Origin of the sequence: Chryseobacterium defluvii (assembly GCF_003634775.1) — a bacterium.
In the GTDB taxonomy this organism is placed as follows: domain Bacteria; phylum Bacteroidota; class Bacteroidia; order Flavobacteriales; family Weeksellaceae; genus Chryseobacterium; species Chryseobacterium defluvii.
Genome location: NZ_RBXB01000003.1, coordinates 282,973 through 300,384, shown reverse-complemented (window position 1 = coordinate 300,384; position 17,412 = coordinate 282,973). Strand labels below are relative to the sequence as shown.

The following is a 17,412-nucleotide window of genomic DNA, read 5'->3' as shown; positions in this document are numbered from 1 at the left end:
ATGAAAAAAATATTCTATATACTATCAATGTTTACGGTAGTGTTGTACAGCTCTCAAGTAGGAATAAAGACCACAACCCCTGTGAATACACTGGATATCAATGCCGATTTGAATGTGAGAAAGGAGATAAGAATGGGCGGAACCAATACCGTAAAGGGTTCTCCGGGAGTTGCTGGAACTATATTTCATAATAGTTCAGAATTTACTTCCAATGACTGGAAGAGTATAAAAATTGCAGATGGGCAGGGAAGCATGTCTTTGTTTTCCATTAATACGGTTTCGGATCAGGCGGGAGCTGCTTTCAGCGGTACCAATGGCTCTACTTCACCTTATAATGAGGATGCTGCAATCAGCAGTGAATGGACTGTTCTTCCCGGAACAATGGATACTTTTTCCATTACCAACATGACGAATAAAGTGGTTTTTACTTTTCAAACGACTGCGCAGAAGAATGGTAATGGAAATTCTTCATCAGGATTTGCATGTGGTATTTTTGTTGATGATAAGTTGAAAGCAGTACGGACTGATGTTTTATTGGGAACAGACGGGACCAATAAAATTTTTAATCTTAATGCTACGCTTACTAATTTGATTCCTAAAAATAATTATACCGTAAAAGTTGCCTGTACGAAGAGAAACCTGAATTCCGGAACTTTAGGAATTGGGGCAGTAGCTAATGGCGCGTACCTGAATGCGGAAATGTCACAATCCGTTTTAACGACTTCTGTTTTGCAGCCATATTAATGGTAGGGATTTTAAAGATAAATAATACATCTGTATTCAGATATAGTAAGCTTATGTTTGAAGCTTGATAAATAAAAAAACAATTATTAGTTTTTCGAGAATATAAATAAAAATATGCTTTTTATTCAAAAAAAAATTATATTTGTGGAAAAATAAACAATCACCCGGAAATGAAACGACTTTTCTACTTTATTTTATTATTAGCAGGTTTTTCCTCTATCTATTCTTGTAAAGATATGGTGGATGAAGATGGCAATCCCCTTATTGATCTGAATGGAAATGGCGGTCTGATTGGCGCTAGAGCATTATATAGAGAAGTTACGGACGCTGATACCATTGCGGAATATCATTACAGCGGACTTCTTTTATCTAAAGTAATTACAGACAGTGCTTCGGTTACTGACGTAATGTACAGCGGTGACAAAGTAAGCAAAATTGATTTTAATGGTTTTCTTGATCTGGATCATGACGGAACCTTAGATAAGGACAGTATTTCATATTCTCAGTTATTCACTTATGGAAATAACGGAAGATTAACCACGATTTCAGAAAACCGATGGGTATATAGAAGAAACCCTCCGGTTCCACCGGCTACTGTCGGTCCAATGGTACTTTTCAGAAAAACAAAATCTTTATATACTCTTGGCTATAATGCAACAACAAATAAATTAGAATCTATTGTGATGATTAATGGTCCTGAAGCTCCGGCTACGCCATTCGTTTATACCGATTATTCTAAAACAGTGTATACTTATTTAGGAGACAACGTATCTAAAGTGGTAAGAGAATACGGACCTATGAACAATGGAGTAATCACAACAACGGTTACTAAAAAGTATTCTTACGACTATTTTAATTACGACAACAGAATCAGCCCATATTCTTTGCTTCCAACAGCATATAAGATTTCCGTATTGTTATCAACAGAAGAAAATGATATGAGAAGCTTGATTTTATCTCCGAATAACCCGAAGAGATTTACAATAACAGATCTTATGGTACCGATTCCAACTCCTGTTGTGTATAGTACAAACTTTAACTATGATCCTCAGACTTATATGACAAGAGGATTTGGAGTATATTATTTCTATAAGCCAATGTAAAAATAATTTTAAAAATAGATAAACTCAATTCTTCTCAGGATTGAGTTTTTTTATTTATTATGCCTTAATTTTACAAAAAATTTCTACATGAAATATTTAATTGTCGGACTGGGAAATAAAGGAGCTGAGTACGAAAATACCCGTCACAATATAGGATTTAAAGTAGCTGAGAAAATAGCAGAAACACTGGAAACTCCTTTTCAGACCACTAATTTTGGTTGGATGGCAGAAGGAAAATACAAAGGAAGAAAAGTATTGGTTTTAAAACCCGATACGTATATGAACCTCTCCGGAAATGCAGTGAAATACTGGATGCAAAAAGAAAATATTCCGTTGGAAAATGTTATGATCATTACAGATGACCTCGCTCTTCCTTTCGGAACTCTAAGAATGAAAATGAAAGGTTCTGATGCCGGTCATAATGGTCTTAAAAACATTCAGGAAGTCTTGCAGACCCAAAATTATGCAAGGTTGCGGTTCGGGATTTCGGCAGATTTTTCCGAAGGAAGACAGGTAGATTATGTATTGGGAACCTGGAGTGAAGAAGAGAAAGAAAAGCTTCAGGAAAGAATTGATAAGTTTTCTAAAGCATGCCTGTCATTCGTATTTGCAGGAATTCAGAATACAATGTCTGCTTTTAACGGGAAATAATCGATAATTTACAACAATAGAATACCTCAAATAAAACAAAAGACCACCCAAATCTGGTGGTCTTTGCTGTTGTATCTAAAATTAATTTTCCGATCTATATAATGATGATTGTTACAACCAGGTTACAACGCCTGTTTCAACATCATAATTAGCACCAACTATTTTTATTTTACCTTCTTCTTCAAGCTTTTTAAGTGTTGAGCTTTCTTTACGTATGTCCTCAATGGCCTTTTTTATATTTTGCTGATTGAGCCTCTCTAAAAGCGAGCTGTTTTTTGATGAACGTTCCTCCCCTTCTTCTATGATTTCTTTGATCGTTGAATCAAAATGATTGACAAGATGGTTAAGGTTATCCATTCCCATTCCTTCGATTTGTGCTGCATCAAGTCCGCCTTTTAGGGCGCCACATTTCGTGTGTCCTAAAACGACAACAAGTTTGGAACCTGCAACATTACAGCCAAATTCCATTGAACCTAAAATATCCTGATTGACAAAATTTCCCGCAATTCTGATACTGAAAATATCTCCCAGTCCCTGATCAAAGATAAGTTCTGCAGAAGTACGGCTGTCTATACAACTCAAAATAACAGCAAAAGGCCATTGTCCTTCACGGGTAGCATTTACCTGTTCCAAAAGGTCTCTGTTGGCTTTTAAGTTATTTACAAATCTTTGGTTTCCTTCCTTCAAAAAGTTCAATGCTTTTTCAGGAGTAATTGTCAATTGAGTTTCGTGTGTATGGGCTTTCATATAATTTGTTTATTTTTTAATAAATAAGGTTTTTTAACGATGGTTTACATGGCTCTTCTGTGGGTAACCAGGATATGGGAATCTTCATCCTCTTCATAATCTCTGTATGAAGTTTTGAATCCTAAAAGTTCTACTTCAATGTCTTCTTCTTTTGCCCGGATATTGGCAAAGTCCTGTATCATTTCCAATACATCCGTGGCAATATAGGAAGTTCCTCTTGCATCAATGGTTACCGTAGAATTGGGTTTGATGTTTTTCAGTGTTTTTTTGATGGCCGCCTTGTTTAAGAAAGAAACTTCTTCGGCAAGTTTAATGTTGATTTCATCCGCATCATCCAGGTTTTCCCGGCTCAGATAATAAGCTCGCTTCATATTTCCCTGAAGAATATAGAACACGGAAATTGCCAAACCAATTCCGACTCCTTTCAGTAAATCTGTAGCAACTACAGCTACTACCGTTGCAATGAAAGGAATAAACTGGAATTTGCCTAAATGCCAGAAATGCTTGAATGTTGCCGGTTTTGCCAATTTATATCCTACCAAAATTAATACCGCAGCAAGCGTTGCAAGAGGGATTAAATTTAAGATTGCGGGAATAGATAATACACAGATCAATAAAAGTAAACCGTGAATGATCGTGGAAATTTTAGAGGTTGCTCCCGCATTTGCATTTGCTGAGCTTCGTACCACTACTGATGTCATTGGCAGTCCTCCGATAAACGAACTTACCAGGTTTCCGATTCCCTGTGCTTTAAGCTCAAGATTGGTATCTGTTATTCTTCTTTGTCTGTCAAGCTTGTCGGAAGCTTCGATACAGAGTAAGGTTTCAACTGAAGCCACAATCGCTATAGTTGCACCAGTTAACCATATTTTATAGTCGGCAAGCCCTGAAAAATCTGGAAAAGTAATAAGGTTTTTCAAGTCATCTGCAGATTTGGGAACAGGAAGAGGAACAAGATGCTCAGAACCTATCGCCAAACTACTCCCTGTCATTTTAAAGATTTCATTTAAAATAATTCCGGTGACTACAGCTACCAAAGCTCCCGGAAGCATTTTCAGTCTTTTTAGCACAGGAACTTTATCCCAGGCTAAAAGTATGGCAATAGAAACCACAGTCACTAAAATAGCGCCCGGATGAATAGCTCCGAATAATTCTGTAAAATAATTAAAATTTAAGCCTTTATCGAATATAGATTCATGTCCTTCATAATCTTTATCGAAGCCCAGGGCATGTGGAATTTGCTTTAGAATGATGATGATTCCAATTCCGGCAAGCATTCCTTCGATCACATTATTGGGGAAGTAATTAGAAATACTTCCGGCTTTGATAAAGCCTAAAACCAATTGAATCAGCCCTGCAACGATCCCTGCACAAAGGAATAATTCAAATGCACCTAAGTCTGTAATAGCTGTAAGAACAATAGCCGTTAAACCTGCTGCAGGCCCTGAAACTGAAATGTTTGAATTACTGATCGTTCCTATTACCAAACCGCCTACAATACCCGCAATGATTCCGGATAACGGCGGAGCTCCCGATGCTAAGGCAATTCCTAAACATAAAGGAAGTGCCACTAAAAATACAACGAGTCCTGAAGGGAAATTTTCTTTAATTCCTCCTATTAATGATGTTTTTTTCATGATTTTTTTGAAAAATACTATGATTATAAATGATGGATAAAGAAACCTTATCATCAATTATAAAAGATTGGAAATTTAATTTTAAAAACACAAGTATCCGATATCAGATTTGATATGAATGTTGTAAATAAAGAATAATAAAATTAAGCTTCCGGAGGCGGAGAAAATATAGTGAGTAATGGGGAAAGATGAAAGGAATCATCTACCAGCATAAAAGACCTGCCTTCCCAATCAGGCATGAAAAACTTAAGATAGTCATAAACATTTAAAGTTTTAGGAAGTGTCTTTTCATAAACCGTAAAAGAGGTAGGGTGGGAATGGGGCTCTTCTTCATTCACTATCACATTGGTCTGAAGCAGATCCCAACCCGCAACTACAGCAATACTCGGTAGTGCCGTAAAGTTGAAAAAAATCAGTAATGTAATAATACTCCAAAATTTCATTCCAAATCACATGTTAAGAATTACTTCTTTTTGCTCATCACCCAGTCGGATTCCGTAAGATTGTAGATCTTCTGGATGTCTTTCAATAATTTTTCGAAATCAATTTCCAGATCAATAATCTTTCCGGTTCTAAGGTCGAACACCCAGCCGTGAACAATAGGAAATTCTTCTAAAATATATCTTTCCTGTACACAAGCCATTTTAATTACGTTGATGCACTGCTCCTGAACATTCAATTCTACAAGCCTGTCATAACGTTTACCCTCATCTTCGATAGCGTCTAATTCAGCCTGGTGTAATCTATAGACATCACGGATGTTTCTCAACCATGGGTTCAATAATCCCAAATCCTGAGGTGTCATCGCTGCCTTTACACCACCGCAGTTGTAATGTCCGCAAACAATAATGTGCTTTACTTTCAGGTGTTCTACAGCATACTGAATAACGGCTGTTGAACTCATATCCAAAGTATTGACTACATTAGCAATATTTCTGTGGACAAAAACTTCCCCCGGTTTAGCACCCATAAGTTCTTCCGCAGTAGCTCTGCTGTCTGAACATCCGATATATAAATAATCAGGATGCTGGGTTTTAGCTAATTCATGGAAGAATTCCGGATCTTGTGCAAGTTTAGACTCTACCCATTTTCTGTTGTTTTCAAAAATAACCTTGTACGATTGTGACATAATTTAAATGTTAGGGTTTATAATTATTTATTTCGTTAAAATTATTTTTAAAATCAATAGACCAAATCAATAATCATGCAAAAATATAATTTTCGCTGAAAAACCAACCATTTTTAACAAAGTTTAATATGGGGATATGCGTAAAATCATATTGACTGTAAAATAGTTTTATTAAAAAATATCTCAAAGCCACTTTAAAAGATAAAATTACAAACTAAAAATCAGAATAAAAGAAAGAGACATTAAAATATTATTAAATTCAATCCTTCGCAAAATTTAGATTTTATGGTTGATATATCCTTCTGTTGCGTTTTCTTTAGGATACACTTTGGCAGGATTGCCTACTACGATGGAGTCGGAAGGGATGTCAAAATTCACATACGCATTAGGAGCTATTAAAACATTATTGCCTATTGTGATCCCGCCTACGACAACGGCATTGGTTCCTATCCAGACTTCATCACCTATTGTAGGGAAGCCTTCATATTTTCCACGGTTTTGCTGGCCGATAGTAACGCCTTGGGCAATATTGCAGTTTTTACCGATTTTAGCTTTAGGATTGATCACCAATGCTCCCCAATGTCCTAAATAAAAACCCTCTCCAATTTCAGTTTCAGGATATATCTGAAACCCGTATTTAATCTGATGATGCCTCAAAACCAGTCTCCAGAATGCACCCAGTAGGGAATTCTTTTTGTACTGCTGGTTTTTTCTTAGAATATAAATGAAATGAAGATTCGGATTGATGCATTTAGCCCAGATCTCAAATTTGGAAAGCCACTTTCCGCTTTCGCGATAAAAATCTTTCTGAATAAGGGAGTGTTTTTCTGACATATCACAAAGTTTGGACCTGTTTTAAAACGGCAATTTATAAAAAAAACTTCAGAAGTAATCAGAGAAAATTAAAATGTAAGCAGAGGTAGAGTATCATTTTCCGGAAGGAAACAAAAAGATTAATTCATAATAAAAAAGGCTGCCATTATAGCAGCCTTGGAATAGGATAAAACGATTACAATCTTGAATTAAACTTAATCTGTCCGCTGATGTCTCTTGAATAGCCGTTCATATGCGGTCCGGTACTGCTCCAATGCAAAATAATACCTTTGTCATAGTAATTGTCAGCAGAACGGTATTGATAAGATCCATTGAATCCATTATTATTGATATCGGTGAATCTTATACCTGTCGGCCATGAGTCTTTTTCAAAAATAACATAGTTAAATGCATCCCCTTGCCAGCCTCCGGCATTGAATGGCCCCGGATCCCATGATCCCGCATAGCCGCATACGACATATAAAGATGTATTAGGAATCATATATCTCATGAATTTTCTGATGAAAATTTCTCCACTGGAATTATTGGTCCACATAATGCGGGGAAGAGTGGAATTACACGGATTTACACTGTTGGGAGTATTCCAGGCGGTATACGTTTTGGTCCAAATATCACTTTTCCCGGCAAAGAATGATTCATTATGCTTTCTTATGGTCATATACTCGAAGTATGGCCAATAGTTAGTTCCATCCTCGCAACGATCATCCGGTGGCGGCGGTGGACCGGAAGGCCCTTTCAGTACCGGAGGGACGGCATCTTTTGGAAGAACAGACAGATCAATAGCATTCACAAAAGTTTCATTTAAGGAAACTACCCATATTTCTTCATTATTAAGGGTCTGTTCATCTACCATTTTTACAAATTCCCAATTTCCTGAGGCATTAAGCTTATATGCTTTTGCAGATGTCTGTGTTTCATCACCTGTATAAAAAACAGTTAAAATAGGGTTTGAGGTACCGATCTGACCTGCAGATTTTAAATTTTTATAATTGTAAATGAAAATTTGAGGAAAATATTTACTGCCCTCTAAGTCATCAAAAGAGGCAAGACTGTTTTTAAAATCCACATTATTGAATAAGGCAGGTATATTTTTGTAGAAAATCTCAACTAAAGCATTATCATCACCGTCTATGTTTTTTTCCAATTCAGAATAGATAGTGTTTCTCGATTCGGCGCTTCTTTGAGCTTCAAAAACAATGTATTTAGCTGAATTCATCATAATAGATTCCAGATAAATTCTTTTATCTTCAATAGGCATGCTGGAAAGGCCTGCTTTCATCATTGCAGATGGATTCGTTTTCTGATCTTCTGTTGTAGGTAGGCCGGATTCATTGTGACATGAAGAAAGAATGGCTCCGACAGTTACTAATGATAAGACAATTTTTCTCATAGCTTTTAGATTTTGGTGATCCCTTACTTCTTTTTAAGGTTGCTTTTCTGGGTTAATTCCAACCATTTTATAAGGAAAAGAAAATTTGTGATTTATTCACAAATGTGGGATATGTGGTGATGGAAAAAAAGTCAGATTTAATAAGTGTAGAAGTTGATACAGTAAGTGTGACGCTTATCGTGGTCTTTGTAGACCTGGGTAGAAGATTATTGAAAATGGAAATATTCTTACAGATAGGTTTCAGCCTGACGGAGTCAGGCTGAAACCTATCTTATATTGAGATTACAAACCGTCAAGAATAGAAGTGATCTTGTTCACAGAATTTTTCAGATTGAAAGGCATTTCATATTCCTTTAATCTGTTTTCATATGTAATGAATGTGTCAGGCTCAGAGAGAGCCTGTTTCATTCCCTGATAAATACCTTCCTCCGAATTGTCTACGATAAGTCCGAGCTCTCCGTTATTAAGCATCTCCCGTGCTCCGGAAACTTCGGTGGAAATAATTTTCTTTTTTAAGGTAATTGCTTCAAATAAAACAGTCGGAAAACCTTCATATCTGGAGCTTAATATATAAAAATCCGCATTTTTAAAGTAGGGATAAGGATTGTCCGTAAATCCTAACATGGTTGCCGTTTCATCAACACCCAACTCCGTTTTTAATTTTTTGATATTTTCGAAGTCGTACCCGTCACCAATAATGAGAATTTTATGCCTTAAACCTTCATTCAATAATCTTTTATGGACTTTTAAAAGCCTGTCGAAACCTTTTTGCGGAAACACGGTTCCAACAGAAACAAAAGTGGGGACAGATGAGTCGAATTGATATTTGATTACAGGTTGTTTGGCTTTGTCCAAAAATTCTTCTGTATCGAGTGGATTATAAATTCTGACGATTTTCTGTTTTTCAGCATCATTAATAGCTAAGCTTTGAAATAGCTGTTCAATCTTTTCGGAAATCACCATTATTTTATCGAAACCGAAAAATTTTCTGATTTCCTGATGAGTATAGCCCTTCACTTCAGACAGATCATTGTGAATCCATACTGCTTTTTTAGAAGAATGGAGAGGAGATCCCAGAATCTCGTCCCTCATCCCATGAATGGCGGCAAACTCTATATCATATTGCTTACTTTTCAACTTACCTTTATAAAGAAGACCGGGGAATTTTTTCAATATTTTTTCATGAATTACCCTTGCCGCCTTTCGGGGAATATCTTGTGGGCGGTTTGTTGTGATCATTTCTCCCTTATGGAGATAGATAATATTGATCCAATCCGGAATCTCGGAGAGGTATTTCCCGGAATACAAGTTTAAGAGCAGGTCAATTTCGTATTGATGCGGAGGGATGTTTTTCAAAAAAGTTGCCAATACTTTTTCAGCACCTCCATGTCGCAAGGAGCCGATACGGATAAGTATTTTCTTTTTTTCAGCCATTTATTTTTTCACGGGTTTATAGGTGTGGGGTAGGTGCTTCTTTATATAAGCCTCCAACTTAGGACGGTCGGGCTCTAATTCACGGGGATACATTACGTTATTGGCTAGCAGCTTGTCTCCATATTCTTCAATAGTGCATATATATTTCGCCGGAACACCTGCATAAACTGTTCCGCTTGGCATAGAGCTGGTTAATATGGAACCTGCTCCCAAAATGCAATTATCACCCATTTCTACTCCCAGCATAATAATAGTATCAGCTCCTATAAGGCACTGGTTACCAATTTTTATTCTTCCGAAAGTTCTTACATCCTTATACTTTTCAAAAAAGTGCAAGGCATTTTGTCCTCCGTCATGATTGATGAATCTTACATTATTAGAGAATGTGGTTTCGTCTCCGATCTCAATTAAAAAAGGTTCGGTTCCGAATTGCGGAACTTCTACGAAACGTACATTTTTACCTACTTTTAATCCTTTTGACAGGGCAATTTTCAAGTAGATCTTCTGGATCATGAGGTGATATATGGTATGAATTTTCAGGATAACGCGGTATAGGAAAAGCATGTTATTTTTTTACTAAGTTAATGATGATATTTTCAACAGTATCAAATATCTTTTGATTGTCGAATTGTTTTTCAATATCCGTCAGATTGTTTTTTATCTCGGCGATCAGTTCAGGATCGGTTAAAAATTTTTTCATGGAGGCATACATTTCCTCCACTTCATAATTGATGAGGTAACCGGTTTTGCCATGGGTAATCATTTCCGGGATTCCACCCACATTGGTAGAGATGATCGGTTTTTGAAGAATGAGGGAATCCGCAATAATGAGGGGCCAGCTTTCAGATTCGGAAGGAAGAATAAAAAAGTCAGCATTTTTCACATAAGGATAAGGATTCATTAAAGAGCCCAGAAATTCGAAACTGCCGGTAACACCTAATGTTTCCGCCTGTTTTTTTAGATTTTCTTTTTCTTCTCCATCACCGATAATCATGATATGATGATCAAATCCGTCTTTGAGTAAACGGGCATGTGCATCCATAAGCTTATGAAATCCTTTTCTGCTGTGCAGTCTGGCCACAGATACAAAGACAGGTTTCTGAGGGAATTCAGGAGTGAAATCTAAGGCTTTCTGTTTCAATTCTTCTATCGGAATGGCATTCAAGACCACCTGATTTTCCGGAATTTTGAGTTCAGGATAGGTTTCGATCAGAATGTCTTTGGTTTGTTGTGATCCGAAAATAAAATAGTCGAACTGTGGGATTTGCTTTAAAATATCAGGAACCAAAGGTTGAAGTTTAGGTAAGGTAATATCTGAGTGAAACCACCCTATTTTCTTTGATTTTTTATTGGAAGAGTTCAAAACAGAATCAAATGCCGCATAAGTAGGGGCTATTTCCACATCATACTCATCATTCAACAGTTTATCTGTAATCTTAGGGTTTTTCAGGGCTTTTTGAAGTCCTATTCTTCTTTTGGCCAATTGAATTTTTTGAATGATTGGATTTTTGGAAAAATCTTCTCTTCCGTCCGTAAGGAAAACCTTTCTTACATATCCCGGAATCTCATTGCGAAGTTCACCCTGATTCATGTTTAAGCATATCGTCATATCAAACTTATCTTTGTTGAGATGATTGAGCATGCTTAAAATAACCTTTTCCACCCCGCCCATTTCCATGGAGCGATGTCTGAAAAGAACCTTTGTTTTATTGAGTCCTGCCATTATCCGAAAAGTTTTTGAAAAGAGATCAGGATTTTTTTCTTTATTCTAAAGGTAATGCTATTTTGGTATTCCAACAAGTCATATATTTCCTTCGGGTGATCATAGGTTTCCGGAACCGGCTTGCCATTGATTGTTTTTAAATTTCTGCGTTTCATGGCATTAAAAATCACCTTCGCAAAATATTCACGTGATTTCGGCTTATTATCATGTTGGGATATTCCGCCGGAATGTATTCTATAGAGATAATTTGCTTCATTAATGAATTGTACTTTTCCTTTCTCATACATTTTCAGATACAGGTCCTGATCTTCTGCAATCCGCAGGGAAGAATCCATTTTAGCGGTTTGCTCATAAATGTTTTTTCTGAAAGCAACAAAATGGACTATATGAACAGGGCAGTTGAAGAAATAAGGGGAATTGCTCAAAACCTGCATCGCTGCGGTAGAAACTTCAACCGGATTAAGGTTTTCATCACACTTTACGAATTTGGAATACGTAAGTACCACCCCTTTATTTTTTTTGAAAACTTCAATACTTGATTGCAATGCATCCGGTGTGATGGCATCATCAGGATCCACAAATCCACAGATATCACCGGTGGCAAGTTCTATTAATTTACTTTTGGTAATGCCAACTCCGCTGTTGATATCATTTTGGTAGATCTTGAAACGGGAATCTTCTCCAATAATTTCTCTGATTATTTCCAGGGAGTTATCTGTAGAGGCATCATCAAGAATCACAACTTCCCAATAATCATATTTTTGAGCTATGATGGAATCATAACACGCCCTGAAAAATCTGCCGTTATTATAATTGGCAATTAGAATGGAAAATTTCATCATTTAGTGTCAACAAATTTATGCAAAGATAATTATTCTTAAAAAGTTGGGGAAAAATCTTTATTTTTGTGGCTTAAAATTAACACAGTGAGCGAAATAGTACGAGTTCTCAAAACATTTATGGCCTATCTCAAAAGGCCTGATCTTTATCCCGAGCTGGGAAGAAAAATCATAAAGAATACCATCAACAGGGGAAACGCTTTTAAAGGCAAAGAAAAAACCAATTCCTGGGCTTCTTCTCATGCTATTTCTCAGAAAGAAGCGGTTTCTAAGCTTTTTGGATTTGATATAGAACCTTTCCAAAATGAATATCAGGAAATTTTAAAAGTATCGGAACAAAGAGAAAAAGAATGTCCTATAAAAATGGGTGGAGCAGGAGCATTGGAACTGATCTATTATGCCTGTGAGTTCACCAACGCCCAAAATGTGGTAGAAACAGGTGTGGCTTATGGATGGTCCTCTTTAGCCGCTCTTCTTTCCCTTGAAAAAAGAAACGGCACATTATATAGTTCGGATATGCCTTATCTGGCGCAGGACGGGGACCAGTATGTAGGATATGTAGTTCCTGAAAACCTTAAAAAAATATGGAAACTGTACCGTTTTGCAGATAAAGAGTCCTTACCGAAAATTTTTGCGGACAATCAGACTTTTGATGTGGTGCACTATGATTCGGATAAAAGCTATAACGGAAGATACTGGGCTTATCATGAATTATATAAGCATTTAAGAAAAGGGGGAGTATTCATCAGTGATGATATAGGCGATAATTCCGCTTATCAGGATTTCTGCGAGAAAAACAATATCGTCACAACGGTGGTTGAATTTGAAGGCAAATATGTAGGCGTCTTTATCAAATAATGTAAGCAATTGAATTCTCAGTGAAAATAAGTCAGATTACCTTTACCAGATTTGTGGCGGCCATTGCCATTGTCATTTCACATTTTAACAAAGACTTATTTTTATATCATACCGACTATATTTCAGATATTTTCCTGCGGGCGAATGTAGGGGTAAGCTACTTTTTTATTCTTTCGGGATTCATTATGATTGTGGCCTATCATAAAAAAAACAGCATCGATTATGCAGACTATTACAGGAACAGGTTGGCCAGGATTTATCCCTTGTATATTGTCGGATTATTATTGTATCTCATTACCAAGTATTCTAATTGTAGTGTATACAAACTGATCTTATACTTATTGGGAATGCAAAGCTGGTTTCCGGGAGAAGCTTTGGTCCTGAATTTTCCGGGTTGGTCTATTTCTGTAGAATTTCTTTTTTATTTTCTGTTTCCTTTCTTATATAATCGCTATTATTCCAAACAGAATAAAAGCATTTGGGTGATTGCGATTATCATTTGGATAGTTACTCAGGTTTTTTCCAATTTTTATGTGAGCTCTTCGTGGTATGAAGGACCTCATACCAAAAGTCATGAATTTGGGTTTTATTTTCCACTGTTGCATCTCAATGAATTTTTGGTTGGGAACTTAGCCGGAATATTTTTTGTGAAGCATTTTAAACAAAAAAATTATGATTTCCCGGTTATTGCCATTTTTATGGTAGTGTTACTGGCCCTTATATTTGTTCCTCTTAATTTCCATAATGGTCTTATGGCGGTGCTTTTTATCCCGTTGATTGTTCTGACCTCTTATAATAACGGAGTGCTTACAAAACTTTTCTCTTTAAAACCTTTGGAATATCTGGGTGAAATAAGCTATGCTATTTATATTGTGCATATTCCGGTTCTGTACATCATAAGGGAAATTTTAAAACAAAAGCATATACTTCTCGATATAGATATGGTTTTCTGTTTGTATATGGTCATTTTGCTTATCGTTTCCACTTTACTTTATCAATTTGTGGAAAAGCCCCTGAGAGATTATTTGAAAAGTGTTAAAACTTGATAAAAAATATTTATTTTTGTAATAAAATAAAAACACAGTGATTAAAACTAAATTTCTCCAAACACATCTTGGGCATGTTTCTCATGTTGCGTATATAATATTTCGACAAAGTTCTTTTTGAAAGGGGAAGACAATAGATTTGATCTTAATCGATATTGATTATTAAGTAAATGAGATTATTATGTATAAAACGTTTTCAGAGTTAAAGAAAAAAAATAATCAAAATTCCCATCAGCTAAAAAAGATAAAAGTTGCTTTATTAGGAGATACCGCTACTCAGTTTTTGAATATAGCCTTAAAGGGAACAGCTCTTTATAATGGATTCAATCTTGAAATTTTTGAAGCGGATTTTGGACAGATTTCCCGCCAGATTCTGGATCCTAGCTCGGAATATTACGAATTTGATCCCGATTATACTATAATTTTTGAATCTTCACATAAGTTATTAAGCCAGTTTTATAAAAGCCATGATTCTCCGGTCAACTTTGCAGAAGATAAAATCGGTTTTATAGAAAAGTTATATAATACCATTCAAAGCAGAATAAAAAGCAGAGTCATCTATTGTAATTTTCCCGGAATCAGTGATCAGGTTTTTGGTAATTTTTCTAATAAAGTAGAATCATCTTTCGTTTTCCAGCAACATAAACTTAATTACCTGCTATCTTCCCAATTGGCTATTGGAAAAGACAATTTCTTCATTGCCGATTTAGTTTCCATTCAGAACAAATGGGGAAGAGACTTCATGTTTTCTCCTAGCATCTATGTAAATACTGAAATGGTATTATCGATTGATGCATTGCCTATAGTTGCCCATCATATTTTCAGTATTATTTCTTCCTTGGAAGGAAAATTCAAAAAGTGCCTTATCTTAGACCTGGATAATACCACATGGGGTGGGATCATTGGAGATGATGGATTAGAGAAAATTCAAATAGGGAATTTAGGGATAGGAAAAGCATTTACAGAATTCCAGTATTGGGTAAAAGCCCTACAGAAAAGAGGCGTGATACTGGCTGTTTGCAGTAAAAATGATGAAGATAAGGCCAAAGAACCTTTTGAAAAGCATCCCGATATGGTGCTGAAACTGGAGGATATTGCAGTTTTTGTTGCCAATTGGGAAAACAAAGTGGATAATATCAGGAAAATTCAAAGCATTTTAAATATAGGGTTTGATTCAATGGTGTTTCTGGATGATAATCCATTCGAAAGAAATATTGTCCGTGAGAACCTTCCCGAAGTTTGTGTACCGGAATTACCCGAAGATCCTGCTCATTATCTGGAATACCTATACAGCCTTAACCTTTTTGAAACGACCAGTTTCTCTGAGAACGATACGGAAAGAACAAAACAGTATCAGGTGGAAGCACAGAGAGCTATTGCTTTGGAAAACTTTACCAATGTGGAAGATTTTCTTAAAAGCATGAATATGGTTTCCGATGTCCAGCCATTCAGCCATTTTTCAAAACCAAGAATTTCTCAGCTGACACAACGTTCCAATCAGTTTAATCTAAGGACTGTAAGATATACGGAACAGGAAATTGAATATCTGATGAATTCAGATCGTCATTACACCATTTCTTTTACTTTGGAAGATAAATATGGAGATAACGGACTGATTGCGGTCATTGTTTTAGAGAAAAAAGATAACCAGACACTTTTCATTGATACATGGCTGATGAGCTGCCGGGTTTTAAAAAGAGGAATGGAAGACTTTACGCTGAATACTATTATAGAAACGGCAAAAAAACATAATTATAAATATATTGTTGGGGAATATATTCCAACAGCAAAAAACCAGATGGTAAAAGACCATTATGAAAAACTAGGATTTGTAGAACAGAATGAAAAATGGATTCTGAATGTTGATGACTATCAATCCCAAAAAGTATATATCATTAGTAAATAAACGACATTATGGATAAAAATGAAATTTTAGCGAAGCTGACAACTATTTTTCACGAAGAATTGGATAACGAGCATATAGTTCTGAACTTTGAAACTACGGCAGAAGATATTGAAGAATGGGATTCCCTTTCTCACATCCAGTTAATTGTGGCAGTAGAAAAAGCTTTTGGAGTACGTTTTACTTCCTCAGAAATTCAGAGCTGGCAGAATGTTGGGGAAATGATAGATTGTATTGTAGCAAAATAATAAATAATGGTGCTTCAGCTCAATCAGGTATTTCAACATCAATTTAAAGTTGATGAGAATATCTATAACGGATTCATTACTGTTTTTAACGACCGGAATTCTTTGCACATTGATGATGAATTTGCTCAAAACAAAGGTTTTAAAGCAAAAGTAATGCACGGAAATATACTGAACGGTTTTCTCTCTTACTTTATTGGTGAGCTTTTACCTACAGAAGAGGTGATGATCCTTTCGCAAACAATCAATTTTAAAAGGCCGGTATACCTGCATGATGTTTTAAACTTTGAGGCTGTTGTTGATGAACAATCCGAAGCAGTGCAGGTAAATACTTTTAAGTTTAATTTTATGAATGCAGAACGTAAAACCGTTGCTGCCGGAAAAATTCAAATAAAAGAACTAACGTGAATAAAGTGGTTTTAACCGGAGGTTCATCCGGAATTGGTAAAGAGATCAATGTATTTCTACTTGAAAAAGGGTATGAGGTATTATTTACTTATTGCCATTCCGCAGAATCGGCAAAAGAAATAGAGGCACAATTTATGAATGCCAAAGCATTTCAGATAGATTTTACGTCTGCTGATCAAATGAAAGCTTTTTGTGCTGAAATCAGAGCTTTTGATCCGGATATTCTCATCAATAATTATTATAACGGGACTTTTATTGATACTTATTTCCATAAAACAGAAGCTGAAAAATTCCTGAATGATTTTAAGAATAATGTGATGCCTACATTACAGGTTACCCAGGAATGCATTAACCTGTTCCGTAAGAAAAAACTGGGAAGAATCATCAATATCCTTTCATCATCCCTTAATTCTCCTGCAATGGGAACTTCTGTGTATAATTCCAATAAAGCTTATTTGCTTCAGATGAGTAAAAGCTGGGCAATAGAAAATGTGAAATTCGGCATAACCTGTAACTCTGTTTCGCCCTCTTTTATTCCTACAGACTTCCACAAGAATATGGATGAAAGGGTGAAGGAAACCATACTTGCGGGCTATCCTTTAAAAGATAACCTTGAAAGCAAAGACATTTCGAATGTAATAGATCTTTGCATCAACGGAGGAAAGCATTTTAACGGGAATCATATTTTCCTGGACGCTTCCCATTATTAATATTTAAATAA

At 36.0% G+C, this 17,412-nt stretch carries 19 protein-coding genes; 9 read left to right on the top strand and 10 right to left on the bottom strand.

What is annotated here, in order from left to right:
• From BCF58_RS13315 to pth, 3 genes are all read left to right on the top strand, one after another.
• Positions 1 to 744 (top strand): hypothetical protein, encoded by a 744-nt coding sequence (locus tag BCF58_RS13315; protein ID WP_121462303.1) that lies wholly within the window; start codon positions 1 to 3, stop codon positions 742 to 744.
• 170 nt (positions 745 to 914) lie between these two features.
• Positions 915 to 1,847: a hypothetical protein gene (locus tag BCF58_RS13310; RefSeq protein WP_121462302.1), complete on the top strand. Its 933-nt coding sequence runs from the start codon at positions 915 to 917 to the stop codon at positions 1,845 to 1,847.
• Between the two features lie 87 nt (positions 1,848 to 1,934).
• The gene (gene pth / locus BCF58_RS13305; RefSeq protein WP_121462301.1) at positions 1,935 to 2,498 is read left to right on the top strand and encodes an aminoacyl-tRNA hydrolase; all 564 of its coding nucleotides are present in this window, start codon (positions 1,935 to 1,937) and stop codon (positions 2,496 to 2,498) included.
• Positions 2,499 to 2,609: 111 nt separating this feature from the next.
• Here pth and BCF58_RS13300 read toward each other — a convergent pair whose 3' ends face one another.
• The 10 genes from BCF58_RS13300 to BCF58_RS13255 all read right to left on the bottom strand — a co-directional run bounded on the left by BCF58_RS13300 (position 2,610) and on the right by BCF58_RS13255 (position 12,234).
• Positions 2,610 to 3,245 carry a carbonic anhydrase gene (locus tag BCF58_RS13300; RefSeq protein WP_121462300.1) on the bottom strand — a complete coding sequence of 212 codons (636 nt, stop codon included), beginning with the start codon at positions 3,243 to 3,245 and terminating at the stop codon, positions 2,610 to 2,612.
• A 44-nt stretch (positions 3,246 to 3,289) separates the two neighbouring features.
• Positions 3,290 to 4,882 carry a SulP family inorganic anion transporter gene (locus BCF58_RS13295; protein WP_121462900.1) on the bottom strand — a complete coding sequence of 531 codons (1,593 nt, stop codon included), beginning with the start codon at positions 4,880 to 4,882 and terminating at the stop codon, positions 3,290 to 3,292.
• 143 nt (positions 4,883 to 5,025) lie between these two features.
• The gene (locus tag BCF58_RS13290) at positions 5,026 to 5,325 is read right to left on the bottom strand and encodes a hypothetical protein (protein ID WP_121462299.1); all 300 of its coding nucleotides are present in this window, start codon (positions 5,323 to 5,325) and stop codon (positions 5,026 to 5,028) included.
• Positions 5,326 to 5,345: 20 nt separating this feature from the next.
• Positions 5,346 to 6,011 carry a carbonic anhydrase gene (locus tag BCF58_RS13285; RefSeq protein WP_121462298.1) on the bottom strand — a complete coding sequence of 222 codons (666 nt, stop codon included), beginning with the start codon at positions 6,009 to 6,011 and terminating at the stop codon, positions 5,346 to 5,348.
• 276 nt (positions 6,012 to 6,287) lie between these two features.
• On the bottom strand, positions 6,288 to 6,845 hold the full coding sequence (locus BCF58_RS13280; RefSeq protein WP_121462297.1) for a serine acetyltransferase: 558 nt from the start codon (positions 6,843 to 6,845) through the stop codon (positions 6,288 to 6,290).
• A gap of 175 nt (positions 6,846 to 7,020) precedes the next feature.
• A complete protein-coding gene (locus BCF58_RS13275; RefSeq protein ID WP_121462296.1) occupies positions 7,021 to 8,235 on the bottom strand; it encodes a hypothetical protein in 1,215 nt (404 codons plus the stop codon).
• 282 nt (positions 8,236 to 8,517) lie between these two features.
• Positions 8,518 to 9,669 carry a glycosyltransferase gene (locus tag BCF58_RS13270; RefSeq protein ID WP_121462295.1) on the bottom strand — a complete coding sequence of 384 codons (1,152 nt, stop codon included), beginning with the start codon at positions 9,667 to 9,669 and terminating at the stop codon, positions 8,518 to 8,520.
• Positions 9,670 to 10,233: an acyltransferase gene (locus BCF58_RS13265; RefSeq protein WP_121462294.1), complete on the bottom strand. Its 564-nt coding sequence runs from the start codon at positions 10,231 to 10,233 to the stop codon at positions 9,670 to 9,672.
• Position 10,234: 1 nt separating this feature from the next.
• Positions 10,235 to 11,392 carry a glycosyltransferase gene (locus BCF58_RS13260; RefSeq protein WP_121462293.1) on the bottom strand — a complete coding sequence of 386 codons (1,158 nt, stop codon included), beginning with the start codon at positions 11,390 to 11,392 and terminating at the stop codon, positions 10,235 to 10,237.
• Positions 11,392 to 12,234 (bottom strand): glycosyltransferase family 2 protein, encoded by an 843-nt coding sequence (locus BCF58_RS13255; RefSeq protein WP_228434805.1) that lies wholly within the window; start codon positions 12,232 to 12,234, stop codon positions 11,392 to 11,394. Before BCF58_RS13255 ends, BCF58_RS13260 begins: the two co-directional genes overlap by 1 nt.
• Before the next feature lie 84 nt (positions 12,235 to 12,318).
• Here BCF58_RS13255 and BCF58_RS13250 point away from each other — a divergent pair, with 84 nt between their 5' ends.
• The 6 genes from BCF58_RS13250 to BCF58_RS13225 all read left to right on the top strand — a co-directional run bounded on the left by BCF58_RS13250 (position 12,319) and on the right by BCF58_RS13225 (position 17,401).
• Positions 12,319 to 13,089 (top strand): O-methyltransferase, encoded by a 771-nt coding sequence (locus tag BCF58_RS13250; RefSeq protein WP_121462292.1) that lies wholly within the window; start codon positions 12,319 to 12,321, stop codon positions 13,087 to 13,089.
• 20 nt (positions 13,090 to 13,109) lie between these two features.
• The gene (locus BCF58_RS13245) at positions 13,110 to 14,135 is read left to right on the top strand and encodes an acyltransferase family protein (protein ID WP_170149027.1); all 1,026 of its coding nucleotides are present in this window, start codon (positions 13,110 to 13,112) and stop codon (positions 14,133 to 14,135) included.
• Between the two features lie 181 nt (positions 14,136 to 14,316).
• Positions 14,317 to 16,041 (top strand): HAD-IIIC family phosphatase, encoded by a 1,725-nt coding sequence (locus BCF58_RS13240; RefSeq protein ID WP_121462290.1) that lies wholly within the window; start codon positions 14,317 to 14,319, stop codon positions 16,039 to 16,041.
• A gap of 8 nt (positions 16,042 to 16,049) precedes the next feature.
• Positions 16,050 to 16,286 carry an acyl carrier protein gene (locus tag BCF58_RS13235; protein WP_121462289.1) on the top strand — a complete coding sequence of 79 codons (237 nt, stop codon included), beginning with the start codon at positions 16,050 to 16,052 and terminating at the stop codon, positions 16,284 to 16,286.
• A gap of 6 nt (positions 16,287 to 16,292) precedes the next feature.
• Entirely contained in the window at positions 16,293 to 16,691 is a 399-nt protein-coding gene (locus BCF58_RS13230) for a MaoC/PaaZ C-terminal domain-containing protein (RefSeq protein ID WP_121462288.1), read from the top strand.
• A complete protein-coding gene (locus tag BCF58_RS13225; RefSeq protein WP_121462287.1) occupies positions 16,688 to 17,401 on the top strand; it encodes an SDR family NAD(P)-dependent oxidoreductase in 714 nt (237 codons plus the stop codon). Before BCF58_RS13230 ends, BCF58_RS13225 begins: the two co-directional genes overlap by 4 nt.
• The last annotated feature ends 11 nt before the right edge of the window (positions 17,402 to 17,412 follow it).

Coding starts and splice junctions, on each gene's coding strand:
- BCF58_RS13275 (WP_121462296.1), bottom strand. CDS start 8,235: ATGAGAAAAATTGTCTTATCATTAGTAACTGTCGGAGCCATTCTTTCT.
- BCF58_RS13240 (WP_121462290.1), top strand. CDS start 14,317: ATGTATAAAACGTTTTCAGAGTTAAAGAAAAAAAATAATCAAAATTCC.
- BCF58_RS13295 (WP_121462900.1), bottom strand. CDS start 4,882: ATGAAAAAAACATCATTAATAGGAGGAATTAAAGAAAATTTCCCTTCA.
- BCF58_RS13290 (WP_121462299.1), bottom strand. CDS start 5,325: ATGAAATTTTGGAGTATTATTACATTACTGATTTTTTTCAACTTTACG.
- BCF58_RS13285 (WP_121462298.1), bottom strand. CDS start 6,011: ATGTCACAATCGTACAAGGTTATTTTTGAAAACAACAGAAAATGGGTA.
- BCF58_RS13315 (WP_121462303.1), top strand. CDS start 1: ATGAAAAAAATATTCTATATACTATCAATGTTTACGGTAGTGTTGTAC.
- BCF58_RS13310 (WP_121462302.1), top strand. CDS start 915: ATGAAACGACTTTTCTACTTTATTTTATTATTAGCAGGTTTTTCCTCT.
- pth (WP_121462301.1), top strand. CDS start 1,935: ATGAAATATTTAATTGTCGGACTGGGAAATAAAGGAGCTGAGTACGAA.
- BCF58_RS13235 (WP_121462289.1), top strand. CDS start 16,050: ATGGATAAAAATGAAATTTTAGCGAAGCTGACAACTATTTTTCACGAA.
- BCF58_RS13280 (WP_121462297.1), bottom strand. CDS start 6,845: ATGTCAGAAAAACACTCCCTTATTCAGAAAGATTTTTATCGCGAAAGC.
- BCF58_RS13260 (WP_121462293.1), bottom strand. CDS start 11,392: ATGGCAGGACTCAATAAAACAAAGGTTCTTTTCAGACATCGCTCCATG.
- BCF58_RS13270 (WP_121462295.1), bottom strand. CDS start 9,669: ATGGCTGAAAAAAAGAAAATACTTATCCGTATCGGCTCCTTGCGACAT.
- BCF58_RS13300 (WP_121462300.1), bottom strand. CDS start 3,245: ATGAAAGCCCATACACACGAAACTCAATTGACAATTACTCCTGAAAAA.
- BCF58_RS13230 (WP_121462288.1), top strand. CDS start 16,293: ATGGTGCTTCAGCTCAATCAGGTATTTCAACATCAATTTAAAGTTGAT.
- BCF58_RS13255 (WP_228434805.1), bottom strand. CDS start 12,234: ATGATGAAATTTTCCATTCTAATTGCCAATTATAATAACGGCAGATTT.
- BCF58_RS13265 (WP_121462294.1), bottom strand. CDS start 10,233: ATGCTTTTCCTATACCGCGTTATCCTGAAAATTCATACCATATATCAC.